25 protein-coding genes and 3 tRNA genes are annotated in these 25,490 nt (G+C 70.9%); 17 read left to right on the forward strand and 11 right to left on the reverse strand.

Going from position 1 to position 25,490, the window contains the following annotated elements; translation table 11 throughout:
* Positions 1 to 37 precede the first annotated feature (37 nt).
* A complete protein-coding gene (locus tag LQK93_RS05885) occupies positions 38 to 232 on the reverse strand; it encodes a CsbD family protein (RefSeq protein ID WP_374970617.1) in 195 nt (64 codons plus the stop codon).
* 128 nt (positions 233 to 360) lie between these two features.
* Between LQK93_RS05885 and LQK93_RS05890 the strand changes: the two genes are divergently transcribed.
* From LQK93_RS05890 to LQK93_RS05935, 10 genes are all read left to right on the forward strand, one after another.
* A complete protein-coding gene (locus LQK93_RS05890; RefSeq protein WP_374970618.1) occupies positions 361 to 1,377 on the forward strand; it encodes a cation diffusion facilitator family transporter in 1,017 nt (338 codons plus the stop codon).
* Positions 1,374 to 1,886: a methylated-DNA--[protein]-cysteine S-methyltransferase gene (locus LQK93_RS05895; RefSeq protein ID WP_374970619.1), complete on the forward strand. Its 513-nt coding sequence runs from the start codon at positions 1,374 to 1,376 to the stop codon at positions 1,884 to 1,886. The genes LQK93_RS05890 and LQK93_RS05895 overlap by 4 nt, the downstream gene beginning before the upstream one ends.
* Positions 1,887 to 1,972: 86 nt before the next feature.
* A complete protein-coding gene (locus LQK93_RS05900; RefSeq protein ID WP_374970620.1) occupies positions 1,973 to 2,473 on the forward strand; it encodes an RNA polymerase sigma factor in 501 nt (166 codons plus the stop codon).
* On the forward strand, positions 2,466 to 3,074 hold the full coding sequence (locus LQK93_RS05905; RefSeq protein ID WP_374970621.1) for a methylated-DNA--[protein]-cysteine S-methyltransferase: 609 nt from the start codon (positions 2,466 to 2,468) through the stop codon (positions 3,072 to 3,074). The genes LQK93_RS05900 and LQK93_RS05905 overlap by 8 nt, the downstream gene beginning before the upstream one ends.
* Entirely contained in the window at positions 3,071 to 3,616 is a 546-nt protein-coding gene (locus tag LQK93_RS05910) for an NUDIX domain-containing protein (protein WP_374970622.1), read from the forward strand. Before LQK93_RS05905 ends, LQK93_RS05910 begins: the two co-directional genes overlap by 4 nt.
* Positions 3,617 to 3,817: 201 nt before the next feature.
* The gene (locus tag LQK93_RS05915; protein WP_374970623.1) at positions 3,818 to 4,321 is read left to right on the forward strand and encodes a SigE family RNA polymerase sigma factor; all 504 of its coding nucleotides are present in this window, start codon (positions 3,818 to 3,820) and stop codon (positions 4,319 to 4,321) included.
* Positions 4,318 to 5,196 carry a hypothetical protein gene (locus LQK93_RS05920; RefSeq protein WP_374970624.1) on the forward strand — a complete coding sequence of 293 codons (879 nt, stop codon included), beginning with the start codon at positions 4,318 to 4,320 and terminating at the stop codon, positions 5,194 to 5,196. Before LQK93_RS05915 ends, LQK93_RS05920 begins: the two co-directional genes overlap by 4 nt.
* A 60-nt stretch (positions 5,197 to 5,256) precedes the next feature.
* On the forward strand, positions 5,257 to 6,303 hold the full coding sequence (locus LQK93_RS05925) for a PHP domain-containing protein (RefSeq protein WP_374970625.1): 1,047 nt from the start codon (positions 5,257 to 5,259) through the stop codon (positions 6,301 to 6,303).
* A gap of 90 nt (positions 6,304 to 6,393) precedes the next feature.
* Positions 6,394 to 6,466 (forward strand) — tRNA-Glu (locus tag LQK93_RS05930).
* Between the two features lie 31 nt (positions 6,467 to 6,497).
* Positions 6,498 to 6,571, forward strand: a tRNA-Asp gene (locus tag LQK93_RS05935).
* Positions 6,572 to 6,646: 75 nt separating this feature from the next.
* Here LQK93_RS05935 and LQK93_RS05940 read toward each other — a convergent pair.
* The gene (locus LQK93_RS05940) at positions 6,647 to 7,831 is read right to left on the reverse strand and encodes a PucR family transcriptional regulator (protein WP_374970626.1); all 1,185 of its coding nucleotides are present in this window, start codon (positions 7,829 to 7,831) and stop codon (positions 6,647 to 6,649) included.
* 100 nt (positions 7,832 to 7,931) lie between these two features.
* On the opposite strand from LQK93_RS05940, the gene LQK93_RS05945 reads away from it, so the two are divergent.
* The 4 genes from LQK93_RS05945 (at position 7,932) to LQK93_RS05960 (ending at position 11,892) form a co-directional block, all read left to right on the forward strand.
* Complete coding sequence (locus LQK93_RS05945; protein ID WP_374970627.1) at positions 7,932 to 9,029, forward strand: ferredoxin reductase; 1,098 nt, start codon at positions 7,932 to 7,934, stop codon at positions 9,027 to 9,029.
* Between the two features lie 15 nt (positions 9,030 to 9,044).
* Positions 9,045 to 10,316 (forward strand): fatty acid desaturase family protein, encoded by a 1,272-nt coding sequence (locus tag LQK93_RS05950; protein ID WP_374970628.1) that lies wholly within the window; start codon positions 9,045 to 9,047, stop codon positions 10,314 to 10,316.
* Positions 10,317 to 10,321: 5 nt separating this feature from the next.
* A complete protein-coding gene (locus LQK93_RS05955; RefSeq protein ID WP_374970629.1) occupies positions 10,322 to 11,005 on the forward strand; it encodes an HAD family hydrolase in 684 nt (227 codons plus the stop codon).
* 335 nt (positions 11,006 to 11,340) lie between these two features.
* Complete coding sequence (locus tag LQK93_RS05960) at positions 11,341 to 11,892, forward strand: DUF4240 domain-containing protein (protein ID WP_374970630.1); 552 nt, start codon at positions 11,341 to 11,343, stop codon at positions 11,890 to 11,892.
* 3 nt (positions 11,893 to 11,895) lie between these two features.
* Here LQK93_RS05960 and LQK93_RS05965 read toward each other — a convergent pair whose 3' ends face one another.
* Entirely contained in the window at positions 11,896 to 13,332 is a 1,437-nt protein-coding gene (locus LQK93_RS05965) for a GuaB1 family IMP dehydrogenase-related protein (protein WP_374970631.1), read from the reverse strand.
* Positions 13,333 to 13,491: 159 nt separating this feature from the next.
* On the opposite strand from LQK93_RS05965, the gene LQK93_RS05970 reads away from it, so the two are divergent.
* The gene (locus tag LQK93_RS05970) at positions 13,492 to 14,013 is read left to right on the forward strand and encodes a hypothetical protein (RefSeq protein WP_374970632.1); all 522 of its coding nucleotides are present in this window, start codon (positions 13,492 to 13,494) and stop codon (positions 14,011 to 14,013) included.
* Positions 14,014 to 14,016: 3 nt separating this feature from the next.
* Here LQK93_RS05970 and LQK93_RS05975 read toward each other — a convergent pair whose 3' ends face one another.
* The gene (locus tag LQK93_RS05975) at positions 14,017 to 14,607 is read right to left on the reverse strand and encodes a YceI family protein (RefSeq protein WP_374970633.1); all 591 of its coding nucleotides are present in this window, start codon (positions 14,605 to 14,607) and stop codon (positions 14,017 to 14,019) included.
* 242 nt (positions 14,608 to 14,849) lie between these two features.
* On the opposite strand from LQK93_RS05975, the gene LQK93_RS05980 reads away from it, so the two are divergent.
* Positions 14,850 to 14,926, forward strand: a tRNA-Phe gene (locus LQK93_RS05980).
* A 132-nt stretch (positions 14,927 to 15,058) separates the two neighbouring features.
* Here LQK93_RS05980 and LQK93_RS05985 read toward each other — a convergent pair.
* The 7 genes from LQK93_RS05985 to LQK93_RS06015 all read right to left on the reverse strand — a co-directional run bounded on the left by LQK93_RS05985 (position 15,059) and on the right by LQK93_RS06015 (position 24,250).
* The gene (locus LQK93_RS05985) at positions 15,059 to 15,382 is read right to left on the reverse strand and encodes a DUF6221 family protein (RefSeq protein WP_374970634.1); all 324 of its coding nucleotides are present in this window, start codon (positions 15,380 to 15,382) and stop codon (positions 15,059 to 15,061) included.
* 746 nt (positions 15,383 to 16,128) lie between these two features.
* Positions 16,129 to 17,310, reverse strand: a complete 1,182-nt coding sequence (locus LQK93_RS05990; RefSeq protein WP_374970635.1) for an acyl-CoA dehydrogenase family protein — start codon at positions 17,308 to 17,310, stop codon at positions 16,129 to 16,131.
* A 130-nt stretch (positions 17,311 to 17,440) separates the two neighbouring features.
* Positions 17,441 to 18,040, reverse strand: a complete 600-nt coding sequence (locus tag LQK93_RS05995; protein WP_374970636.1) for a short chain dehydrogenase — start codon at positions 18,038 to 18,040, stop codon at positions 17,441 to 17,443.
* Positions 18,041 to 18,050: 10 nt separating this feature from the next.
* Positions 18,051 to 19,622 (reverse strand): aldehyde dehydrogenase family protein, encoded by a 1,572-nt coding sequence (locus tag LQK93_RS06000; protein ID WP_374970637.1) that lies wholly within the window; start codon positions 19,620 to 19,622, stop codon positions 18,051 to 18,053.
* 85 nt (positions 19,623 to 19,707) lie between these two features.
* Entirely contained in the window at positions 19,708 to 20,865 is a 1,158-nt protein-coding gene (locus LQK93_RS06005) for an NAD(P)/FAD-dependent oxidoreductase (RefSeq protein ID WP_374970638.1), read from the reverse strand.
* On the reverse strand, positions 20,862 to 23,102 hold the full coding sequence (locus tag LQK93_RS06010) for a thiamine pyrophosphate-dependent enzyme (RefSeq protein WP_374970639.1): 2,241 nt from the start codon (positions 23,100 to 23,102) through the stop codon (positions 20,862 to 20,864). Before LQK93_RS06010 ends, LQK93_RS06005 begins: the two co-directional genes overlap by 4 nt.
* On the reverse strand, positions 23,099 to 24,250 hold the full coding sequence (locus LQK93_RS06015; protein WP_374971457.1) for a Glu/Leu/Phe/Val dehydrogenase: 1,152 nt from the start codon (positions 24,248 to 24,250) through the stop codon (positions 23,099 to 23,101). Before LQK93_RS06015 ends, LQK93_RS06010 begins: the two co-directional genes overlap by 4 nt.
* A gap of 233 nt (positions 24,251 to 24,483) precedes the next feature.
* Here LQK93_RS06015 and LQK93_RS06020 point away from each other — a divergent pair, with 233 nt between their 5' ends.
* The gene (locus LQK93_RS06020) at positions 24,484 to 25,479 is read left to right on the forward strand and encodes an ornithine cyclodeaminase family protein (protein ID WP_374970640.1); all 996 of its coding nucleotides are present in this window, start codon (positions 24,484 to 24,486) and stop codon (positions 25,477 to 25,479) included.
* Positions 25,480 to 25,490: the final 11 nt, after the last annotated feature.

Raw genomic sequence — 25,490 nt, forward strand, 5'->3', positions numbered from 1 at the left:
GGCCCCCGAGAGGACCGGCCCACCCCACTCCGGAAGGTCAGCGGTCGAAGGCGTCCTTGACGTCCTTGCCCGCGTCCTTGAGCTGCTCGCCCCGCTGCTTGAGGTCAGCCGAGGCCTGGTCACGCTCGCCCTCGGCCTCGAGTCGCTCGTTGTCGGTGACCTTTCCGGCGGCTTCCTTGGCCCGACCCTTCAGGTCTTCACCCGTGTTCTTGGCCTTGTCCTCGATACCCATTTCGGGGCTCCTTTCGTAACGATCGGATGCCTCACCTCCTACCCGCTCGATCCGGATCGCCAACAGGCGGCCGACCTCGCGGTCCGCGGGTCACGGTCCCTGCTGTCGGCGCTCTTTGAGACAATCGGGTGGTGTCAGCGATCCCTTCTCCCTTCACCGAGCCTGCACGTCCACCCCGCTCTCAGCAGACGCGCGACCTGAGCCGGTTCGCCTACCTGTCGATCGCCGCGGCAGTCGTCACGATCACTCTCAAGTTCCTCGCCTGGCGCATCACCGGGTCGGTGGGCCTGCTCTCGGACGCGGCCGAGTCGGTCGTCAACCTCGTCGCCGCCGTGGCCGTGCTCATCGCGCTGAAGGTGGCTGCGATGCCGGCCGACAAGAACCACCACTTCGGCCACACCAAGGCCGAGTACTTCTCGGCGGCCATCGAGGGGATGATGATCTTCGTCGCCGCCCTCGTGATCATGTACACCGCGGTCGACCGCTTCCTCAACCCGCGGCCCATCGAGAACGTCGGCATCGGCCTGGCGATCTCGGTGGTCGCCTCCGCGGTCAACGGCGCCGTCGCGGTGGTGCTGCTCCGCGCCGGTCGACGGCACCGGTCCCTGACGCTCACGGCCGACGGCAAGCACCTGATGACCGACGTGTGGACCTCCGCGGGCGTCGTGGTCGGCGTCCTGCTCGTGGGCCTGACCCACGTCGAGCGGCTCGACCCGATCATCGCCTTCCTCGTCGGTGCCAACATCGTCTGGACCGGGTGGCGCCTGATCCGCGAGTCCACCGAGGGCCTCATGGACATCTCGATGCCCAAGGAGGACAACCGCGCCATCGCCGAGATCCTCTCCGGCTTCGTGACCCGTGAGGTCCACTTCCACGCCCTGCGCACTCGCCTCTCGGGGCACCACCGGTTCGCGGAGGTGCACGTGCTCGTCCCGGGCGCGTGGACGGTGCAGCAGGGGCACGACCTCGTCGAGGAGGTCGAGGAGGCCGTGCGCCGCGACTTCGGCGACATCGCCCTGACCTGCCACCTCGAGCCCTCCGAGGACCCGCGCGCCTACGGCGACTACGTCGCCGAGTTCCCCATCCCCACCCACGACGACATCGTCGCCCGGCACGGCGCCGCACGAGGTGACGGCAAGGGATGAGCCCGGCGCACGTGCTGGTGCCCTCACCGATCGGCGACCTGACCGTGGTGGCGCACGAGGGCGCCATCACGCACGTGCTCATGGACGCGGCCAAGTACCGGCCCGACGCCCCCGACGTCTTCGGCGACGTCGGTGACCGGGCCGACGAGCCCTTCGCCTCCGCCGCCCGCCAGCTCGACGCCTACTTCGCCGGCGCGCTGACGGTGTTCGACCTGCCGCTCGCGCCGCGGGGCGACGACTTCCACCAGCGCGTGTGGGCGCTGCTGCGCGAGATCCCCTACGGCGAGACGCGCAGCTACGGCCAGCTCGCCGTCGCCCTCGGCGACCGCAACTACGCCCAGGCGGTCGGGACGGCCAACGGCCGCAACCCCATCGCCGTCATCGTGCCGTGCCACCGCGTCATCGGCTCCGACGGCTCCCTCGTGGGGTATGCCGGTGGCCTCGACCGCAAGCGCTTCCTCCTTGCGCTCGAGGAACCGTCGGCCGACGACTCAGGCCGCCTCTTCTGACGTTCACTCCGCTCGAGCCTGCGGGTGTGGACCCGTCCGCCAGACTGGTGACCTCACACTTCCCGAGGCCGGAGCGTCTACAGGGCATGAAGCGACCGTTCGAGCAGGCCGTCACCGAGCACGGGGCCGTGGTGCTGCGCGTCTGCCGCGCCGTACTCGGCCCGACGGACGCCGACGACGCCTGGTCGGAGACCTTCCTGTCGGCGCTGCGCGCCTGGCCGCAGCTGCCGGACGACGCGAACGTGCGGGCATGGCTCGTCACCATCGCGCACCGGAAGGCCCTGGACATCGTGCGCTCCGGCGGCCGCCAGGCCGTGCCGGTGGCCGACCTGCCCGACGTTGCTGCACCCCGGGCCGACCAGCCGGAGGAGGCTCTCGCCGACGCCGCCCTGTGGACGTGCCTGGCGATGCTCCCGAAGAAGCAGCGCCTGTGCGTCGCCTACCACCACGTGGCCGGGCTGCCCCATCCCGAGGTCGCCCGCATCGTCGGTGGCACCCCAGAGGCCGCACGGCGGGCCGCCGCCGACGGCATCGCCCGGCTCCGATCAACCTACGCACCCCAAGGAAGGGTGAGCACCCATGTCTGACAACCTGACCCAGCTCCTCGGCCCCGCGACCGCCAGCGACGACGCACGGCTCGCCGAGCTGCACGCCGAGCTCGTGCGACGCGCGGCAGACGAGGATGCGCTCGACGTCACCTACCGCACCGTCGACTCGCCCGTCGGCTCCCTGCTCCTGGCAGCGACACCGGCAGGGCTCGTCCGCGTCGCCTTCGAGAGCGAGGACCACGACCGGGTCCTCGAGCGGCTCGGCACGTCCATCAGCTCGCGCATCCTGCGCGGCGGCGACCGCCTCGACCTGCTCGCCCGGGAGCTCGACGACTACTTCGCCGGCCGCCGGCACCGTTTCGACGTCGCGCTCGACCTCCGGCTCGCACGAGGCTTCCGGCTCGCCGTCCTGCGCCACCTCGAGGAGATCCCGTACGGGTCGACCGAGAGCTACGCGCAGGTCGCGGCCGCGGCCGGGAGCCCGCGGGCCGTGCGCGCCGTCGGCTCGGCCTGCGCGACCAACCCTCTTCCGGTCGTCGTCCCGTGCCACCGCGTGGTGCGCTCGGACGGCGCGCTCGGCGGCTACCTCGGCGGCCTGCCGGCCAAGCAGCGCCTGCTGGCCCTCGAGGCGGCGGCATGACGTGGCCCACGACCGGCTCGCGGCTCGTCTACGAGAACCCCTGGATCCGCGTGCACGAGGACGCCGTCACCCGGCCCGACGGAAGTGACGGCATCTTCGGGGTCGTCGAGGTGCGCCGGCCGGCGGTCTTCGTCGTCGCCGTGACCGACGAGGACGACGTCGTGCTCGTCACGGTCGACCGCCACACCGTGGGCCCCTCGCTCGAGGTGCCTGCCGGCGGCACCGACGGCGAGGACCCGCTCGACGCCGCCCGGCGAGAGCTCGCCGAGGAGACCGGTCTCGTGGCCCAGCACTGGCAGCAGGTGGGCAGCATGAACGCCCTCAACGGCATCTGCCGCGCGCCGGAGGTCGTCTTCCTCGCCACCGGCCTCTCGTGCGCAGCCGTCAACGACGAGGCGGCCCGTGCCGAGGAGGGCATCGGCGAGGTCCGGCGCATCCCCGTGCCCGAGGTGCTCGACCTCGTCCGCAGCGGCGGCATCGACGACGGCGAGACGGTCGCCGCCCTGATGTTCGCCCTGCTCGCCCTCGGCCGGGTGCGCTGAGCGCGCCGGGCCGCCTGACGGCATACGGCATACGGCATACGGCATACGGCATACGGCATACGGCATACGGCATACGGCCGACACCCGCGGCCTGCGGGCCCCTCGACGAAAGTCGCGGGGCGTGCAACGGTCCGCAGCACCTGCGTGTCCATGGAGGTGTACGAGACACTCGGAGCCTGACGACCGAATCGGCGGGAGCACATGAGACGCAGGGACGAGGCGGCGTTCCGCAGCTTCGTGGAGGCGCGGCAGACGATGCTGCGCCGCCGCGCCTACCTGCTCTGCGGCAACTGGGCCGACGGCGACGAGCTGGTCCAGGAGGCGCTGGCCCGCGTGTACGTCGCGTGGCCACGGATCGCCGCCGGGGCCGAGACCGCCTACACGAGACGCACGATGATGAACCTCTTCCTCAACGACCAGCGCAAACGGCGCCGCGAGGTCCTCACCGACGAGGCCCCGGAGCCGGCCACCGTGGAGCACGACCGGGAGCTGGCGATGACCCTGACGGCCCTGCTCGAGGACCTCCCGGAGAAGCAGCGCGCCATCCTCGTCCTGCGGTTCTGGGAGGACCTCACCGTCCCCCAGATCGCCGAGTGCACCGGCGTCGCCGAGGGCACGATCAAGAGCCACATCTCCCGCGGCCTCGCCGTCCTGCGCGGCCGGCTGGCCGAACCACCACTCAGCGGGGCAGGAGCGGTCACATGAACGACGACACGACCGGTGGGCGACGTGGCCCAGGCACCGCGCCGGAGCCGGGCGAGCTGCAGCTGCGAAAGGTGCTGTCCACGATGAACGACCTCGAGCCGCCGCGCGACGACCTCTTCGCCCAGCGGGCCCTCCAGCGGGGCCGGGCGCGGACCTCGCGGCACCGTTCCACGGTCTTCGGCGCTGCAGCGGCCATCGTCGTCGTCGGCGCGGTCGGCGGCACGTGGGTCGCGGCCACCCATGGACCGTCCTCGAACAGCGTCTCGGCGGGGTCCGCGGCCCGGTCCGGCAAGGACTCCTCCTCTGCCGGCAGCGGCGCGAGCGCACCGGAACCGGTGCAGGGCGGCACCTCCCCCGGCGGCCGCGCCGTAGGCCCCTCCATGCCCTCCGCCCGCGACATCAGGACCTGGTTCGGCACCCTCTCGACCCGGCAGACCAACGCGTTCGACGCCATCGACTCCACCGTCGCCTCCCGCTGGCCAGACGTCTTCTCGGGGGCCTATGCCGCCACCCGCACGGGCGATCGCGTGGCCGTCGCCGTCACCCGGCACGACCCGGGCCTCGAGTCGTTCGTGGCCCGTGCCATGCCGGCCCCGACGGACGTCGAGTTCGTCGTCAGGAGCCACCCGTTCGCGCAGAAGCAGAAGGTGGCGCGCGAGATCGTCGACCAGCGAGAGCTGTGGCGCAGCAAGGGAGTCGAGATCGTCGGGGTGACCCAGGACGGGCGCAGTGACCAGCTGGTCGTCGTCGCCGGCGGTCCGTCGACCGGGCTCCTCGTCCAGCAGTACGGCGACATCGTCCGCGTCGAACCACCGACGCCGAGCCCGCTCGGGAAGGTGCCCGGCGGAGGCACCCTGCCACCCCTGCAACGGTGACGGCCTCGTCCGGCCTTCTGACCGAGACCCCGCCCCGGGGCCACGGTTAGGCTGCTCGGCATGGAGCAGCCGACGCCCCCACAGGCCCCGATCAGCCCGCTCGACGCACTCCGCCGCATCTGCTTCCTGCTCGAGCGCGGCCGCGAGAGCAGCTACCGGATCGACGCGTTCCGCAAGGCGATCGACGCCATCACCCTGGTCCCCGAGGCCGAGCTCCGTGAGCGCGTCGAGAATGGAACCCTCAAGCAGCTCAAGGGAATCGGCGACTCCAGCGCCGCGATCATCGGACAGGCCGTGCGTGGGGTGCTGCCGGCATACCTCGTCTCCGCCGAGGAGAAGCACGGTGAGCCGCTTACCCGCGATGGTGCCGAGCTCTACGCGGCGCTGCGCGGCGACCTGCACGCCCACTCCAACTGGAGCGACGGCGGGAGCCCCATCGAGGAGATGGTCCTCGCGGCGGTCGACCTCGGGCAGGAGTGGATGGCGCTGACCGACCACTCCCCACGCCTGACGGTGGCCAACGGCCTGAGCCGGGAGCGCCTCACCGACCAGCTGGCACGGGTCGAGGCGATCAACGCGAGCCTCGGCGACGCGTTCACCCTCCTCAAGGGCATCGAGGTCGACATCCACCTCGACGGCACCCTCGACCAGGACGACGACATGCTCGAGCAGCTCGACGTGGTCACGGCCTCGATCCACTCGAAGCTGCGCCAGCCGGCCTTCGAGATGACGCCGCGGATGGTCGCGGCCGTGCGCAACCCGCACACCAACGTCCTGGCCCACTGCACCGGCCAGCTCGTCACGGGCGGCCGCGGCAAGCGGCCGCCGTCGCAGTTCGACGCCGAGAAGGTCTTCCGCGCCTGCCTCGAGAACGACGTCGCCGTCGAGATCAACTCCCGCCCCGAGCGCTGCGACCCCCCGGACGAGCTCATCGAGCTGGCCCGCGACCTCGGATGCCTCTTCACCATCGACTCCGACGCCCACGCGCCCGGCCAGCTCGACATGAAGTCCCTCGGCTGCGAGCGCGCAGAGCGTCTCGGCATCCCCGCCGAGCGCATCGTCACGACGTGGCCCGTCGACGAGGTCCGCGCCTGGGCCAAGGGCTGATCGGCGAGGACCTCGGGGCGCCCGGAGCCGATTTGGCCGGCACCGGAAACTCCCATATAGTTTCGACGTCCCAACGGATAGGTCGGGCAGGTCCCCATCGTCTAGCGGCCTAGGACTCCGCCCTTTCACGGCGGCAGCACGGGTTCGAATCCCGTTGGGGATACGCAGTACAGTTCCACACGCACCACCATCAAGGCCCCGTAGCGCAGTTGGTTAGCGCGCCGCCCTGTCACGGCGGAGGTCGCCGGTTCGAGCCCGGTCGGGGTCGCCCCACCAAGAGGCGCCGCTCTCAGCAGAGAGCGGCGCCTCTTCGCATCCCGACTCCCCCGCCTCCCGGCGCGGGTCAGCGGTGGCCGGCGCGGAGGACGAGCTCCAGCTCGAACCTGACCTCCGGGTCCTCGAGCGCGTCTCCGAACAGCTCCTTGAGCTGGGCGACGCGGTAGCCGACGGTCTGCTGGTGGACGAAGAGCTCCTCGGCGACCGGTGCCCGCTGCCCCTGGTGGCGCAGCCACGACAGGAGCGTCTCGGTGAGGCGTTCGCGCACGGCCGGCCGCAGCCCGTCGAGCGGTGCCAGACGAGTCCGGGCCAGCTCTGCGGTGGCGAGCGGCTCGGCCTGCACGACGAGCTCGGCGAGGTGGTCCTCGACCCAGACGGGGGCGACCGTCCCGCCGTCGTCCGCCACCCCCACGCCGTGCGCGCCCGCGGAAGTGGCCAGGTGCAAGGACTCACCCGCTTGTTGCCAGGGTCGTGCCGGACCGACGATGGCGGGGCGCCCCCGCAGGGCCCGCTCCAGCTCACGCCGGCGTGCCGGCTGGCGGCCGGAGGGGTAGACGATCACGACGTCCGTGCCGCGTTCCGCCACGAGCCCGTCCGTGCCGAGCGCGGCCCGCAGGCCTTCCACGTGCGGGAAGGGCACGAGGGCGACCACGACGACCTCCGGGAGGGTCCAGCCCACCGCAGCGGCGAGCCGGGCCACGCCGCCGTCGCTGGAGTCGCCACGCAGGATCATCTCGAGCAGCTCGCTGCGCAGGCGCAGCTGCTCGCCCGCTCGCTCGGACTGCTCCTGGGCATAGCCTTGAGCGCTCGCCGCCGAGAGCTCGTCGATGTACGCGAAGAGCGACTCCCCGAGGGAGAGCAGCACGTCCGGGGACAGCTGGGAGACATCGACGGTGCGTGAGATCGCCCGGAACGTGACGCGGGCGCCGTAGCGGTAGGCGGCGAGCAGCGACTCGAGGCTGCGGCCCGAGCGCACCTCGCCCCGGCCGAGGCTCTCGTAGACCCACTTGCCGTCCTCGGACAGGGCGGGCAGGCGGGTGCCGGGCAGGTCGAGGAAGCGGTTGAGCGCCACTGTCACGCCCTGGCGCACGCCCTGCCCGAAGCGGCCCTCCATGGGCATCGCGTACACGGGGACGTCCCGGGGTATGCCTTCGATGATCGCCTCGACGATGTCGCCCACGACGGGCCGGAGCACCGTCGTGACTTCGGCTGGTAAAGACAACCACGGGGGGTCGGATGTGGCCTGCGCCACGACGTCCTCCTGGAATTTGTCGTGAGGAGACAATCTCTTGGCCCAAAGAGTACGCCGCGGCCCAAGACTCCGGAGGCCTCCGGACGGGAGGATGGAGACCATGACCCAGTTCAGAGCTCTCCGGCGTGTGGCGTCGATCCTGACGACCCCGCGCGAGCCCGAGGACTTCCTGAACCTCGTCAACCCGCTCGCGTCCGCGAGGCAGCTGCGCGGCGTCGTCACCAAGGTCGAGCGCGAGACCCCAGACTCCACGACGATCCACTTCCGTCCCGGTCGCGGCTGGAACCCCCACGCCGCCGGCCAGTGGGCCCGCATCGGCGTCGAGATCGACGGGGTGCGCCAGTGGCGCAGCTACTCCCTCTCGGCCGCCGTGGGCCATGACCCCGCCATCACGGTGACGGCGATCGGTGTGGTGTCCACGGCCCTCGCGCGGGGCACCAAGGTCGGCGACATCCTCTTCCTCGACACCCCGCAGGGCGACTTCGTGCTCCCCGAGCACCCGCGCCCCCTGCTCATGCTCACGGCCGGCAGCGGCCTGACGCCCGTGATGTCGATGATCCGCACGCTCGTGCCGCGCCGGCCCGACGCCGACGTCGTCCTCGTCCACTCCGCGCGCACCCGCGACGACGCCCTCTTCCACGACGAGCTGCTCGAGCTGGCCGACCAGTTCCCGGGCCTCACGGTCCGCCACTGGTTCACCCGCGAGGAGGGCGGACGCCGCCTCGACCTCACGGACCCCACCGACCTCGAGACGCTCTGCCCCGACTGGCGCCAGCGGGCCGCATACGCGTGCGGTCCCACCGACTTCCTCGACGCCGCCACCGCGCTGTGGGAGCGCCAGGGTGCTGCGACCGACGACGCAGCCGCTGACGGCGCCACGAGCGGCTCCACCCTCACCATCGAGCGCTTCGCCCCCGTCCTGCTCGAGGGAGCCGGCGGCGAGGGCGGGCTGCTCACGTTCGAGAAGTCCGACAAGGAAGTGGAGGTGGGCGGCGACATCCCCCTCCTCGAGGCCGGCGAGGAGTGCGGCGTGGTCATGCCCAGCGGCTGCCGCATGGGCATCTGCCGCAGCTGCCTCGTCCCGCTCGTCGCCGGCAAGGTCCGCGACCTGCGCACCGGTGAGGTGCACGGCGACGAGGGCGAGCTCATCCAGACCTGCATCAACTCGGCCGCCGGACCTGTCCATCTGGACATCTAGGAAGGGAAACACCGAATGACCGCCACCACGAACCGACCCACCGCGACGCCCACCGGCGTCGTCGGAGGTCCCGCCACGACGACCCAGCCCAGGAAGCCGGTCCTCGCAGCGTCGGGCGGCCCCCTGAAGCGCCCGAGCGCCGCGGCACACCTGTCCGACGCCGACGTCGAGCGCCTCGGCCAGGAGCTGGACGCGATCCGCGACCGCATCATCGCCACGCGCGGCGCCAAGGACGCGGCCTACATCCGCCGCGTCATCCGCGTCCAGCGCACCCTCGAGGTCGCCGGCCGCGCCACGCTCCTGCTGTCGCGGAAGAAGACGGCGTTCGTCGCCGGCACCGCGATGCTCTCGATCGCCAAGATCCTCGAGAACATGGAGATCGGCCACAACGTCCTGCACGGCCAGTGGGACTGGATGCGCGACCCCGACATCCACTCCACCACCTGGGAGTGGGACTTCGTCACGCCCGCGGCGGCCTGGAAGCACACCCACAACGACCTGCACCACACGTGGACCAACGTCCTGGGCAAGGACAAGGACGTGGGGTACTCGACCCTGCGCATGGCCGAGGAGCAGCCGTGGCGTCCGTTCAACATCCTCAACCCGGCCATCAACATGGTCCTGGCGCCGTTCTTCGAGTGGGGCATCGCCATCTACGACCTCGAGCTCGAGGCCGTCAAGGAGGGCGAGAAGTCCAAGGAGGACCTGAAGAAGGACCTCAAGGCCGTGGGCCGCAAGGTGCTGCGCCAGTTCTCGAAGGACTACGTTGCGACGCCCATCGCCGCCGTGCCCTTCGGCTCGGGCAAGCAGGCCCTGCTGGGCACCTTCACCGCCAACGCGATCCGCAACGTCTGGGCGCACTCGGTCATCTTCTGCGGCCACTTCCCTGACGGCGTCGACGTCTTCACCGAGGAGGAGATCGAGGGCGAGACCCGCGGCGACTGGTACATCCGCCAGATGCTCGGCTCGGCCAACATCTCGGGCAGCAAGCTCATGCACCTGATGACCGGCAACCTCAGCCACCAGATCGAGCACCACTGCTTCCCCGACCTGCCGAGCAACCGCTACCACGAGGTCGCGGTCGAGGTGCGCGAGATCTGCCAGCGCTACGGCCTGCCCTACACGACCGGCCCGCTGCCCAAGCAGGTCTACGAGGCCTGGGCCAAGGTCTTCCGCCTTGCGCTGCCCAACCGGCCCAAGCCGCTGCCCAAGCAGGCGGCCAAGGCCGTCAACGCCCCGGTGCCGCCGCGGCGCCCCGCGCTGCCGCTCGTCGCCAACCTGGGATGAGCCCGATGTCGACCGCGCCGACGGCGGCCTTCTTCGACCTGGACCGGACGCTGATCCGCGGCTCGGCGAACTACCCGCTCGCCGTCGCCGCCTTCCGCAGCGGCCACGTGCCGTGGAAGGACCTCGTCAAGGACACCGTCAACGCGGTCGCCTTCCACCGCAAGGGCTCCACCGACGAGGGCTCGGAGGCCCTGCGTGAGCGCATCCTCCGGGCCGTCGCCGGTATCCGGCAGTCGGACATCATCCACCTGACCGACGCGATCGTGCCGGGCATCGTCCGCAAGGCCATCCCCGCCTCGATGGGGCTGCTCTCCGAGGCGCGTTCCTTCGGGCACGACCGGATCGTCGTGTCGGCCTCCCCCATCGAGCTCGTGAGCCGCATCGCGACGGCTCTCGGGCTCGAGGGCGCCGTGGCCACCCGCAGCGAGCTCGACGACGAGGGCCGCTACACGGGGCACCTCGCCGGCGAGTTCTGCTACGGCGCGGGCAAGGTCGTCGAGATGGAGAAGCTGGCTGCCGAGCGCGGCTACGACCTCGCGCGCTGCAGCGCCTACAGCGACTCGATCAGCGACCTGCCGATGATGGAGCGGGTCGGCACCGCCGTCGCCGTCAACCCCGACCGCGAGCTGCGCGAGCTGGCCCGCGAGCGCGGCTGGCGCATCGTCGAGGTCGGCCGCAAGCGGCACTGACGCTTCCCGGGCGGCGCCATCAGTGCCCGGAGCGACTCGCCCACCCGCCTCGCGCGCGAGGTGCCAGACTGCGCGCCATGCGCCCTTCCCGACGACTGCGCACCGCGGTGCTGTGCATCGGCCTCACGGGGCTCGCCGGTTGCGGCTCACCGTCGTCGCCAGCCGGCTCACCGACGCCCGTGGACCCGAGTGCCACGGGCTGGTTCGCCTACTCCCCACTGCCGACCACGACGGGGGTTGGGGTCAGCACACCGGGTGCGCCCGGGAGCCAGGTCGGCACACCGCATGCGCGGTCGGTGGCGCCGCCGCGGCAGGACTCCGGAGGAGAAGCCGCGATGTCACCGGACGAGTTCTGGGCCGTGGTCGACCGCGTCGCAGGTCCCGACCCCGCGGCCGCGGCGGACGCTCTGACCGGCGAGCTACAGGCGATGCCCGTCGAGCAGATCGTCGCGTACGAGAAGCAGTTCACGGCGCAGATGGCCCGGGCAAACACATTCCTGCACCGTGCCGCTGCCGAGACGATCATGGGCTACACGAGCCAGGACGTGTTCGTCAGCTTCCGCACCTGGGTGCTCTACCAGGGGCGTGAGGTGTTCGATGCGTTCGTCGCCGATCCCGACTCGCTCGCCGGTCGCGGTCCTACCGACGACGAGCAGATCGGCGCCTCGGAGACGCTCGAGCTCGCGCCGATCGAGGCGTGGCAGGCCAAGACGGGGCGCGACCCGTCCTCGGCCGGGAGCGGCGCGGCGGACGGCGGCAGCGTCTACGAGGACCCGATGGGCACTCCAGTCGACCGCGCCCTGCTGGCGGCCCGCTTCCCTCGGCTCACGGCGGCATACGTCGGCGGCGCGCCATCCAACGGTCCCGCGCCGATCCGCACCCGCTGAGCCTCACCAGGATGTGTGCAGCGGGCGACCCTCGGCGAAGCCGGCGGTGCTCTGGAGCCCGACGACCGCCCGCTCGTGGAACTCCTCGAGAGAGCGCGCTCCGGCATACGTGCAGCTGCTGCGCAGGCCGGCGACGATCTGGTCGAGCACGTCCTCGACCGACGGGCGCGCGGGGTCGATGTACATGCGCGCCGTGCTGATGCCCTCCTCGAAGAGGGACTTGCGGGCGCGGTCGTACTCGGTGTCGCTGGCGGTCCGGTTGCGCACGGCCCGACTGCTGGCCATGCCGAACGACTCCTTGTACTGCCGTCCGTCGTTGTCGGTGTAGAGGTCTCCGGGCGACTCGAGCGTGCCGGCGAACCACGAGCCGATCATGACGTTCGAGGCGCCGGCAGCCAGGGCCAGGGCGACGTCGCGCGGGTGCCGGACGCCGCCGTCGGCCCAGACGTGCTTGCCGAGCTCCCTTGCCGCCGTGGCACATTCGAGCACGGCGGAGAACTGGGGGCGGCCCACGGCGGTCATCATGCGGGTCGTGCACATGGCACCGGGGCCCACGCCGACCTTGACGATGTCGGCGCCGGCCTCGATGAGGTCGCGCGTGCCGGCGGCCGTGACGACGTTCCCGGCCACCACGGGCACACGCGGGTCGAGCGTCCGAACAGCCCGCAGCGCCTCGAGCATCTTGTCCTGGTGCCCGTGCGCGGTGTCGATGACGAGGACGTCCACGCCGGTGTCGAGCACCTCGGCGGCCTTGGCGGCCACGTCGCCGTTGATGCCGACGGCGGCCGCGACCCGGAGCCGCCCCGCGTCGTCGACGGCTGGCCGGTAGAGGCCCGCGCGGATCGCGCCGCCGCGGGTGAGCATGCCGACGAGCTCCCCGTGCTCGGAGACGACGGGCGCGAGCTTGCGACGCGCTGCCGACAGGCGCTCGAAGGCCTCCTGCGGGTCGAGGGCCTCGGGCAGCACGAGGAGGTCCTCGTGCATGACGTCCTGCACCTGGGTGTAGCGGTCGACGCCGGTCAGGTCCCTCTCGGTGACGATGCCGACCGGCTTGGGCCCGTCCACGACGATCGCCGCCCCGTGGGCGCGCTTGCCGATGAGCACCAGCGCCTCACCGGCGGTCATGTGCCGCTCGAGCGTGATCGCGGTGTCGTGCACGAGGTGGCGCTGCTTGACCCAGGCGACGACCTCGCGGACGACCTCGACGGGGATGTCCTGCGGGATGACGGCGATGCCGCCCCGGCGGGCCACCGTCTCGGCCATCCGGCGGCCGGCGATCGCCGTCATGTTGGCGACGACGATCGGGATCGTCGTGCCCGAGCCGTCCACGCTCGAGAGGTCGACGTCGAGGCGGCTCGTGACGGACGAGCGGCGCGGGACCATGAAGACGTCGTCGTAGGTGAGGTCGAGCTGGGGCTGGAGGCCGTTGAGGAACTGCACGATCCCCAACTCTAGGCGTCTTCGGGGCACGCGCCGCCCGCTCTGCCCTCCCCAGCCAAGGACGTATGCGTCCTGTCCGGGCCACACGGCATACGTCCTCTCGCTTCGCCGGAGGCGTAACCCGTTGACCACGACGTGCAACGGAGTAATCCTCATTACATGATTACGAATGAAGCACAGGAGCGGGTCCACGGCTGGTTCGTCGGCCGCCTGCCCGAGGAGTGGCGCAGCACGCCACCGGAGATCACGGTCGACCGCGAGGAGATCACCGTGGTCCTGACGATTCCCGACGTCGACCTGCCGGACGGCTCGAGCGACGCCGAGCGTGCGGAGGCGAGGGCGGGCCGGATACGGGCCTTCCGGGAGGACACCCGCGGACGCCGCATGGAGATCGCCCGCGAGGCCCAGCACCGGTTCGACCGCAAGGTCTCCTGGGCCGGGCGCGTCGGCGACCGCACCGAGCTGTGGACCCACGTCGCGGCACCGACCATGACGCGGCTGCGCCAGCCCGAGCGGCTCGTCCTCGACACGCTCGTCGACGCCGGCGTCGCCCGGTCGCGCGCCGAGGCGCTGGCCTGGTGCGTCAAGCTCGTGGGGCAGCACGAGAGCGACTGGCTCGGCGAGCTGCGCGACGCGATGGCCCACGTGGCCGAGGTGCGGACGAAGGGCCCCTCGGCCTGAGCGTCAGCCCTGCTCCCCCTCGTCCTTCCCCTCGTCCTTCCCCTCGTCGCGCTTGACCGCCGAGATCTCGAACTCGAGTGAGATTCGCTCCGAGACCAGGACGCCACCGGCGTCGAGCGGGACGTTCCACTGCAGACCGAAGTCCCGCCGGTTGATCCGACGAGACCCCTCGAACCCGGCGCGGAGCGCGCCGGTGGGGTCGGTCTGGACGCCGATGAGCTCGATCGGGAGGGTGACCGGCCTCGTGATGTCCCGGATCGTCAGGTTGCCGGTGACCATGAAGGCGTTGTCCTCGACCTCCTCGATGTTGGTGCTCACGAAGCGGATCTCGGGGAACCTCTCGACGTCGAAGAAGTCGGGACTGCGCAGGTGGTCGTCGCGCTGCTGGTTGCGGGTGTCGATGCTGGCGACCTGGAGCGTCACCTCGGCGTGGGAGCGGGTCATGTCCTCGAGATCGCCGTGGAAGCGCCCCACCACGTCGTTGAACGAGCCACGCACGGTGGTGACCATGGCGTGACGAGCCGAGAACCCGATGCGCGTGTGCGCCGGGTCGAGCTCCCAGTCGCCGCTCAGGGCGGGTCCGTAGTCGGTCATGGCCTGTCCCTCGGGTCGTGGGTCGGCGTGGTGCGTCGATGCTCGCTGGAGCGGGGGCCGGGATCGGGCGGCCGGAGCGGTGCCTCCGAGCGGTGTCCCCGAGCAGTGTCCCCGAGCGGTGGCATCGTCTCACGGGACGGCGTCGCCCATGGCTGGATGCTCGACAAGCGCCTCCGCCGCAGCCACGGTGGGCGGTTTGCGGGATGGCCTCGCAGGTCGGCTATAGTTCCAGTCGTTGTCCCGGCCAGGTAGCTCAGTTGGTACGAGCGTCCGACTGAAAATCGGAAGGTCGGCGGTTCGACCCCGCCCCTGGCCACCACCCGAAACCGCAGGTCAGAAGTCTCTGACCTGCGGCTTCGTCGTTCTCGGGGCCCTCTGTGACGTTCAACGCGGGACCGCGGTCCGTGCTCGCTCCGGCCCGTGGATGGCAGCGGTGACCTGCGCCTCAGGCTCAGATGCGCCATTCCGACTGGTAGTCCGGGTGATCCGCATACGGCAGGGCAAGGGCCCGGAGCACGAAGGCCAGGCGGGTGACCTCCCCCTCGGGTCCGACGTTCACCTCGTAGTTCGACACCGCGTCGACGAACTCGGCCACGATCCGCCGCTTGGCCTCGCATTCGGCGACCAACCGGGAGGGGTCGACTTCCAGCACGCGCCGGTTGACGTCCATCGCCCAGTCCAGCCCGGAGGTCAGGCTGCCCGGATCGCCGTACTGCCGAGCCAGCTCCTCGTCATCGGTGGCGCGGGCCAGCACGAACTCGCTGAGACCCCTCATCCGCCCTCACCTCCAGTGACGCCGGCCCGCGCGATGGCAGCCACGCCAGGAGCCGCCGTGGACCTGCTCATCGCTCATGGCCGATCCCTTCCGCGCGGGGATGTACCTACTCACGGTCCGCCCGACGTGCAGGGACGTCAAGGCAAGAACGGTGGACGTGAGGAAGACGTCTGAGCGCGTGGCCAAGCAGGTGCAGGTGCCGGCGCCGCGGTACGAGGTGCGGGCGCGGGCTGAGCTACGAGGACGTCGGCAAGCTCCTGGCGTCGGCCACGGCCGACGACCGGCTGTCGGCGCTCTACGTCGTGGCGATCTACCTGGGCCCCTGGCCACAACCCGAACCCGCAAGTCAGAAGCCTCTGACCTGTGGGTTCGCCGTTCTAGGGATCCTTCTGCAGGTTGCGTTGGCTCGCTGCGAGTGACCGTCAGCGACCACGACACGCCGAGGGATCGCTGGAGTTATCGAACGAGTTATCGCACGACATCTGGACCTCAAGACCTCGCAGCCGCATCCGCTCCCTGTGGTGGTCCCGTGCTCCTTGGCGTCTGCGCGAGGACGAAGATGAGCATGCTGACCGCGGCGCGCGGCAGCAGGTGAGCGCTCGCAGAATTGGGGACCATCAGCCGGGCGGCCTGCGACCGGCCTCCCTCGCTCGATCGGCAGGCACGGGTAGGGCTGGGCGGCCACGCAACAGTCCGGATGCGTCGGGCCTACCGTGAGTCCCGGCGCGGTGTTTGGGTAGGGCGCCTCAGCGGAAGGCGGCCTCGCCAGTGACAGCCTTACCGATGACGAGCTGGTGCACCTCCGATGTGCCCTCGTAGGTCAGGACGGACTCGAGGTTGTTGGCGTGGCGCATCACCGGGAACTCGGTGGTAATCCCGGCCGCACCAAGGATGGTTCGGCATTCGCGGGCGATCGCGATCGCCTCGCGCACGTTGTTCAACTTGCCGAGGCTGACCTGCCCCGGCGCAAGCTGCTCCGCGTCCTTGAGACGCCCGAGGTGCAGCGCCAGCAGCATGCCCTTGCCCAGCTCGAGGGTCATGTCGGCCAACTTGGCCTGGGTCAGCTGGTAGGACGCCAGGGGCCGGTCAAAGATGTCCCGCTCTCGCGCGTAGGCGATGGTCGTCTCCAGGCAGTCCCGGGCCGCGCCGAGGGCGCCGAAGACGATGCCGAAGCGGGCCTCGTTCAGGCACGACAGCGGCCCCGAGAGGCCGGCCGCCTCGGGCAGGACGGCCGAACTCGGCAGCCGCACGTCGTCCAGCACGAGCTCGCTGGTCACCGACGCACGTAGCGACAGCTTGCGCTTGATCTCGGGAGCGGAGAACCCCGGCGTGTCCGTCGGCACCACGAATCCGCGGATGCGCTCGTCGGTCTGCGCCCAGACGACCGCCACGTCGGCCACCGACCCGTTCGTGATCCACATCTTGTTGCCGGTCAGTACCCAGTCGTCCCCGTCCCGACGGGCGCGGGTGCGCATTCCGGCCGGGTTGGACCCGAAGTCCGGCTCGGTCAGCCCGAAGCAGCCGATGGCGTCACCGGCGGCCATCCGGGGCAGCCACTCCTGCTTCTGCTCCTCCGACCCGTGCTTCCAGATCGCGAACATCGCCAGCGAGCCTTGCACCGACACCAGCGATCGCAGCCCCGAGTCGCCCGCTTCAAGTTCCATGCACGCCAGCCCATAGGCCGTCGCGCTCGTCCCGGCACATCCGTAGCCCTCTAGGTGCATGCCGAGCACACCGAGCGCTCCCAGCTCCTTGGCCATGTCCCGAGCCGGCAGCGACCCCTGCTCGTACCAGTCGCCCACCTCGGGCCGGATCTTCTCCTCGACGAACTGGCGGACCGCGTCACGGAGCGCGCGGTCCTCCTCTCCGATCAGGGCGTCGGTGCCGAAGAGCCGAAGCGGCGAGACAGGAGCGCTGGACCGTGACATGAGCTTCTCCATTCCAGAAGGCAGGCGTGATGGGGGGAGTGATCGGTCGGCCGGCGAAGGCCACGGGTCAGGTTGCCGTTCGGGGGCCGTCAGCCGGTGCAGGGCCTGGTGGCTGAACCTCGAATGGCGCTCACAGAACGTAGATGGCGCCGGTTTCCATCGATTCCACCGAGCGGACGTACGCGTCCCCAACACGTTCGCCATCGACGAAGGGAAACCCGGGGAAGATCGAGGCATAGTCCGCCCTCGACTCGGTCAGGACGCTGGGGCTGACCGCGTTGATGCGAAACCGGCCCCACAGCTCGCCGGCACTGGCCCGGACCCACGACTCGAGGGCCCCGTTGACGGCTGCTGCGATGCTGCCCTCGCGCACGGGTTCTCGCGCGGTGATGCCGGTGATGAGCGTGAACGACCCGCCGCTGCGGAGTACCTCCGTGCCCTGCCGGACGAGTTCGACCTGCCCGAGCAGCTTGTTGTCCAGGCCGGCCCGGAAGTCGTCTCGACCAAGCTCGTCCCAAGGGCCGAACGGGGTCCCTCCGGCGGTGGAGACGATGGCGTCGAGGGCGCCCAGCCCAGCCAGCAGCTCTCGGATCGACTCGGGGTCGGTGATGTCGACCGGGTGGGTCGCGGACTTGCGGTGCGCCGCGACGACGTCGTGTCCGCGAGCCCGCAGCGCCCGCCCCACGGCGTCGCCGACGGTGCCCGACGCGCCGACGTGCAGGATCCTCATGCTCGGCCTCTCAGACGTCGAAGGTGACGCCCTGCGCGAGGGGCAGCTCACCGGAGTAGTTGATGGTGTTGGTCGCCCGGCGCATGTAGGCACGCCAGGCGTCGGAGCCCGACTCCCGCCCGCCGCCGGTCTCCTTCTCGCCCCCGAAGGCGCCACCGATCTCCGCGCCCGAGGTGCCGATGTTGACGTTGACGATGCCGCAGTCCGAGCCTGCCGCGGACATGAACAGCTCAGCCTCGGCCTGGTCGCTCGTGAAGACGCTTGACGAAAGGCCTTGCGGGACCTCGTTGTTCAGTTCGATGGCATCGGCGAACGTGCTGTAGGGCAGGACGTAGAGGATCGGCGCGAAGGTCTCCTGGTGGACAACCTCGCTCTGCTCCCGCATCCGGATGACGGTGGGCTTCACGTAGAACGCGCCCGGTGCGGCGTCGGCCATGACCCGCTCGCCACCCACGACGACCTCGCCGCCCGCGGCCCTTGCCTTGTCGATCGCGGCGACGAACGCCTCATACGCTCGCTCGTTGACAAGGGGACCGACTAGGGTGCCGTCCGACATCGGGTCACCGATCGGCAGCTTCTCATAGGCGGCCGCAACCCGCTCGACGACGCTGTCGATCACCGACTCGTGGGCGATGACGCGGCGCATCGTCGTGCACCGCTGGCCGGCCGTGCCGGCGGCGGAGAAGACGATGCCCCTGGTGGTCAGGTCGAGGTCTGCGCTGGGGGCGACGATCGCCGCGTTGTTGCCGCCCAGCTCCAGCAGGCTGCGCCCGAACCGCTCGGCCACCCGGGGCCCGACAGCCCGGCCCATCCCGGTCGAGCCGGTCGCGCTGAGCAGCGCCACGCGACGGTTGTCGACCAGAGCCTGGCCGACCTCCGCCCCGCCGATGACGACCTGCGACACGTCGACCGAGTGGCCCGACTCGGTGAGGGCTCGCTGGAGCAGTGCGTTGGCGGCCAGCGCGCAGAGCGGTGCAGTCTCGGACGGCTTCCAGACCACGCTGTCACCGCAGACCAGCGCGACGGCGGTGTTCCATGACCAGACCGCGACCGGGAAGTTGAAGGCCGAGATGACGCCGACGACACCGAGCGGGTGCCAGGTCTCCATGAGCCGGTGCCCGGGGCGCTCGGAGGTCATGGTGCGTCCGAACAGCTGCCGGGAGAGGCCAACCGCGTAGTCGCAGATGTCGATCATCTCCTGCACCTCGCCGCGGGCCTCCGAGGTGATCTTGCCGACCTCGACGCTGACGAGGGTGGCGAGGTCCTCCTTGTGCTCGGTCAGCAGCTCGCCCAACCGCTTGACGACGGCCCCGCGCACAGGCGCCGGCACGAAACGCCAGTCCTTGAAGGCCGCGTGCGCCCGGGCGACGGCCTCGTCGACCTCGCCCGGTTCCGCCCATCGCATCGACGAGACCGGCGCGCCGTTGACCGGGGATCTGCCTGTGCGGTCTCCGGCCTGGCCGTCGAGGTCCACGCCACACCGGCGTGCCGCCTCAGCGGCGGTCCGACGGAGCTCCTCCGGCGCCGGCGGTGCTGCCTGGTTCGTCCCGGCTCGCTCCTGCGTGGGGGTGGTGCTCGTCATGAGGGCTCCTTCGTGGTGATGGTCGGAACTGGATGGGCGCGACGTGCGCCGCGGGCGAGGACGGTGAGGACCGCCCGGGCGGGGGTCAGACGATGTTCTTCTCGTGGTGGAGCAGGGCGTGCTCGAAGCGCCGGGTGTCGAAAGCCGACACATCGACGAACGGCGTCTCGCCGCGCACGAGCGAGCACATCACCTCGCCGATGGCCGGGCCGAGCAGGAAACCATGCCCGGAGAACCCCGTCGCGTAGAGGAAGCGGCTCACCTGGGGCGCCTCGCCGATCAGGCCGTTGTGATCGGGCGTGACCTCATAGAGCCCCGCCCAGCCGCTCGCGATGCCGATGTCGCTGAGGGAGGGGGCGCGACGCTCGATGGCCTCGGCCAAGCCGGGCAGCCACTCGTCGCCCCGGCTGAGCTTGAAGCCGGCCGTCTCGTTCCGGTCGGACATGCCGACGAGCATGCCCGGACCCTCCTCGTGGAAGTAGAAGGTCGTCGAGAAGTCGATCGTCATCGGCATGGTGCGGTCGAGCTCTGGGATCGGCTCGGTCACGATGATCTGGCGTCGGACCGGGTCCACCGGCAGATCGACCCCGAACCACTCCCCGATCGCACGGGACCATGCTCCGGCGCAGCAGACCACCGCCCCGGTCTCGACCCGGCCCGCCTCGGTGTCCACCGCGCGCACCGTCCCGTCGACGACCACGCCACCGGTCACGCGGCAGTTCGGGACCAGGGTTGCGCCGGCCCGTCGAGCAGCGCGTGCGTAACCGAGCACCACGGACTCGGGCGTGCAGTGCCCGTCCCGGGGCGCGTAGGCCGCCGCGAGGACCCCGTCCGTGCTGATGATCGGGGCCAGGCGCTTCGCCTCGGACGGTTCGATCATCCGGGCGTCCACACCGAGGGAGCGCTGCAGGGCGACGCTCCGCTCGAAATCGGCGACATCCGCCGGGTCGTCGAGCAGGAAGAGGTAGCCGTTCTGGACGAGATCGATCTCCTGGTCGAACAGTTCGTGGAACCGCTCGAAGACGTCAAGGCCGTAGTTACCCATGACGATGTTGGCCTCGTCGCTGAACGAGGCCCGCACTCCGCCGGCCGCCTTGCACGTCGACCCGGCACCGAAGGACCCCTGGTCCAGCAGGAGGACCTTGCCCACACCGCTTCTGGCCAGGTTGTAGGCGGTACTGAGGCCGATCACTCCACCGCCGATGACGACGACGTCGGCGTGGCTGGGTAGTCGCGTGCTCACGGGGTTCCTCCTAGCAGGGCGTCGATGATCTCGTCCTCGGACAGCAGTACGGTGTTCGCCGCCGGACCGAGGGGAATGATGCTGTCCTTGCTCGTCACGCGCGAGATCGCGCCACGGTAGCCGCCGTCCACGAGTGCCGTGACGACCCCTTCCGAGACGCCTCCGCTGCGGCGGGTCTCGTCGACGACGAGGACCCGGCCGAAGCCGTGCGCCCGCTCGATCAGGTCCTCGACCGGCAGGGGGGCGAGCCAGCGCAGGTCGTAGACGGTGGCCCGCGGAGCGGTTCGCCCGTCCCGGGCGGCCCGGGCCTCGGCGGCGGCCACCGCGCGAAGGCTCATGGGCACGCCGTTGCCGAACGTCACGACGAGCACGTCGCGTCCGTCCCCGTGGGTCGTCCCTGTCCCCGGCTCGGCGCGGTCCGTCCCCCACTGCGCGGGGGGCGCGTACTGCGCTGTCCACGCTCCGTCGCCCGGCTCGAGATCACGGGTGTGGTAGAGGGCGATGGGCTCGACGAGCACACAGACGCGGCTCTCCTTCCGCGCGAGGGCCGCCATGGCCCGCACGAGCCGCGGCGCCTCCGTGGCGCTGGACGGCGCGGCGAGGACGAGGCCGGGGATGTCCCGAAGGACGGCGAGGGAGTTGTCGTTGTGGTAGTGCCCGCCGAATCCTCTCTGGTAGGCCAGCCCCTGGATCCGCACGAGCATGCCGTTGCCGAACTGGCCGTTGGAGAAGAATCGGAGCGTCGCCGCCTCGCCACGGAGCTGGTCCTCTGCGTTGTGCAGGTAGGCGAGGTACTGAATCTCGGGAACAGGCAGGAACCCGGCGAGCGCCGAACCCAGGGCAGTGCCGAGGATGGACTGCTCGTCGAGCAAGGTGTCGAAGACCCGCTGCGCCCCGAAGCGCTTCCGCAACCCACGGGTCACCCCGTAGACGCCGCCCTTGGCCGCGACGTCCTCACCGAAGAGGATGACGTCGCGGTGTAGGGCCATGAGGTCGGTGAGCGCCGCGTTGATCGACTGGGCCAGGGTGAGCGGCCCGGCCTCCTCCGGCAGCTTCCCGTTGAATGCGACGGCGCGGTCGGGTGCGGCCGCGACCGACTCTGCGCGGACCAGGTCGGGCCGGGCCTCGGTGAGCGGCCGCATGACGGCCTCGGCCGTGTCGAGGCGCCGGATCGGCATGAGCCGCTTGGCGCGTTCCGCGACGTCGTTGCGGACCTCCTCGTAGCGATCGACGAGGTCCGCCGAGGTGCGCAGCCTCCGTGCGTGGAGCGCCCGTGCCGTCGCCACGAGGGGGTCGGAGGCGTAGTCGCTCTCGATCTCGCGCCGGCTCCGGTAGGCCAGCTCGACGTCCGACCCGGCGTGTCCCATGAGCCGGACGGTCGACAGGTGCAGGACCACCGGCTTGCGCGCGCTGCGGACCCACTCGACCGCTTCTGCCGCGACGGCGAGGCACTGCTCGGGCTCGGTTCCCTTGGCATCCAGGTAGTGGAATCCGGGTAGTGACTCCAGGGTGCGCCTGGTCCACCCGTTGGGGGTGCGGACGCTGATGCCGATGCCGTTGTCCTCGCACAGGACGAGCAGCGGCAGCGGGACGCCACGGTGGGCGAGCTGCCCGGCGGCATTGAGGGCACCGATCGCCGTCGAGTGGTTGACCGAGGCGTCCCCGAGGCTCGTCACGACGACGGCGTCGTCCGGGACCAGGGTCTCCACGCGCAAAGGTGCGCGCCGCTCGAGCGAGAAGGCCATCCCGAGCGCGCGCGGGAGGTGCGAGGCAATCGTCGAGGTCTGCGGGATGACCATGAGGTCGGGGTGACCGAAGACCTTGTGCCGGCCGCCGGAGATGGGGTCGTCGGTGGAGCACGTGAGGCTGCGGAGGATGTCCCCCACGGCGTCCGTGCCCGGCACCTGTCCGGCGCGGGCGCAGTAGAACCCCCCGGACCGGTAATGAAGCAGCGCCGGGTCGCTCGGCCGCAGGGCCAGGGCGATCGCGGCGTTGGACTCGTGCCCGCTCGAGCCGATGGTGTAGAACCCCTCCCCCTGCGCCTGCAGGTAGCGGGCGGCGAAGTCGAGGTGGCGCGAGAGCAGCTGCGCCTCGAAGAGGTCGACCATGAGCGCATCCGACACGCTCGCCCGGTCGGCCTGTGCGGCACCGGGCCCAACGACGGAACCAGGGGGCGTCGCGTCGCCTGCCCAGCTGCGCACCTCCTGGATGAAGTAGTCGTCGATGGGACCACTCATGCGGTCAGTCTCCTCGCTGCCGCTACGTCCTGTCCGAGCTGCCCGCGCATCCGCATCGCTTCGCGCACCCGCTCCTGGGCCATCGCGAGGGCTGAATCGTACGTGGTGCGCTGGCGGCGGACGCTGTCCTCGAGGACCGCGACGGCGTTGGGCCGCAGCTTCTCCGAGACCATCTCGAAGATCCGCGTTTCGTCCACCGTGAAGGCGGAGTTGCGCGCGTCCATCGAATATGCGGCCGCGATGATGCCACCGGCGTTCGCGATGAAGTCGGGGACGACCGCCACGCCTCGGGCGTGCAACACCTTCCGGGCCTCGGTGCTCGTCGGCAGGTTGGCGCCCTCCACGACGAGGCGGGCGCTGAGCCGCCCGGCGATGTCGGGGTCGATGACGTCCTGGCGCGCCGCCGGCACGAGGATGTCGCAGTCGAGCAGCAGCGCATCGTCCACCGGCCGGACCTCGAGCCCGTACTCCCGTATGCCGCTGTCGCCGGCCTGTGCGCGGAGGACGAGGAGACTCTCGACGTCCAGGCCCTCGGGGTCGCTCAGCGTGCCTTCGGTGTTCGACACACCCACGATGGTGGCACCGAGCTCCGCGAGCCGGCGAGCCGCGTGGGCTCCGACGGCGCCGAAGCCCTGGATCACGACGCGGCTGCCCTTCAGTTCGCCACCGAGGTGGGCGGTGGCGGCGTCGACGACCTCGGCGACGCCGAAGCCGGTGACGCCGAGCTGGTCGTACGGCGTCCCCCCGAGACAGCGGGGAAGGCCGGTCGAGACACCCCGGCTGCGCAGTTCGTCGACGAAGATGGCCGCGTCGGACTCCGCCATCCCCATATCCAGACCGAACACGTAGTGCTCCGGAACCTGGTCGGCGAGCGCCCGGGCGAACGCCCGCAGGATCTCCTCCTTGTTCGGCGCGTTCGGGTCTCCGAGGATGCCCGCCTTGGCACCGCCGTGAAAGAGGTCGACCGCGGCCCACTTCCACGTCATCGTCCGGGCCAGCCGGGCGACCTCGCGCACCGTGAGGTTCGCGCTCATCCGGGTGCCGCCCTTGCCCATGCCACGGGCCGTGTTGTCCAGCACGAGAACTCCACGCATCCCCGTCCGCCGGTCGGAGACGCAGACGACGCGCTCAGGACCCCATGCATCCATCAGGTCAAAGACGTCAGTGTCTGGCACAGCTACCTCACTTCGATGTGGTCGTGTCCGCTCGGGACAGCTCCGACAGGGAAACGATGTGACATCGGTAGCGGCATCCACCAGTTCCTGAGAACGCCAAGTTGTTGGGTCTGCCCCAGCAACGCTGGTCCTCCAAAGGTGGTGAGCCGGCCGCCCCCGCAGGCAGATTGGCGGCGACGTCAGCGCCAACCGACAACGAGGTCACGATGCGTGGTTCCCCACCCGGTCTGCTTGCCCTGTCCGAGCAGGATGTCCGTCAGCTGCTGGACGAGGCGACAGCCCTCGAGTCGCAACGGCACGCGTTCACGGCCCTGGGCCTGGGGCAGGCCCAGCAGCCGGGCCGCATCCTCATGGAGGGAACCGACAACACGAGCACCTTCTGCTACGCCGCCCGGGTGGATGCGACAAGCGGGGCGGCGTGCAAGTTCGGCGCGGTCGTGCCGGGCAACGTCGACCGGGGGCTGCCGAGCGTCTCCGCGGTGATCGTGGTCCTCGACCCGGACACCGGCGTCCCAGCCGCCCTTGTGGACGGCACCTCCGTCACCACCATCCGCACGTCTGCAGCCAGCGCCGTCGCGGCCGAGCACCTCGCCGCGCCCGGCTCGTCGGTCCTTGCCATCGTCGGTTCGGGCGTCCAGGCCGAGGCACACGTCCGGCTCATGCGCCATGTCCTGCCGCTTCGCGAGGTGCGCCTCGTCAGCCGCACCCCCGCTGCCGCTGAAGCGATCGCCGCCAGGCTGCGGGACGAACTCGACCTCCACGTCCGTGCCGTGCCCACCACCCGAGAGGCCCTGTGCGGGGCCCACGTCGTCGTGACGGCGACCACGTCGCAGTCGCCGGTCTTCGACCATGCCGAGCTGGCGCCCGGGGCCACCGTGATCAGCGTCGGTTCCTATGCGGCAGGACGATGCGAGGTTCCCCGGGACACGGTGCTCACCGCCGAGGCCGTCGTCGTCGACCACCGAGAGGTGGCTGGTGAGCACGCCGGGCCGGTCGTCCAGGCGGTGGCAGACGGCATGCTCGACCTCGACGCGGTCGTCGAGCTCGGCGCCGTGGTGACCGGGCGGCAGCCCGGTCGGCGCACCGAGAACGGGATCGTCTACTACAACAGCGTCGGTGTGGGCGTGCAGGACGCCGCCGCAGCAACGCTCCTCGTACGCCGTGCCCGACAGCGCGGGTTCGGCAAGGCCATCGAGCTGTGACGCCGTCAAGA

The sequence above is a fragment of the Terrabacter sp. BE26 genome, assembly GCF_041941675.1.
In the GTDB taxonomy this organism is placed as follows: domain Bacteria; phylum Actinomycetota; class Actinomycetes; order Actinomycetales; family Dermatophilaceae; genus Terrabacter.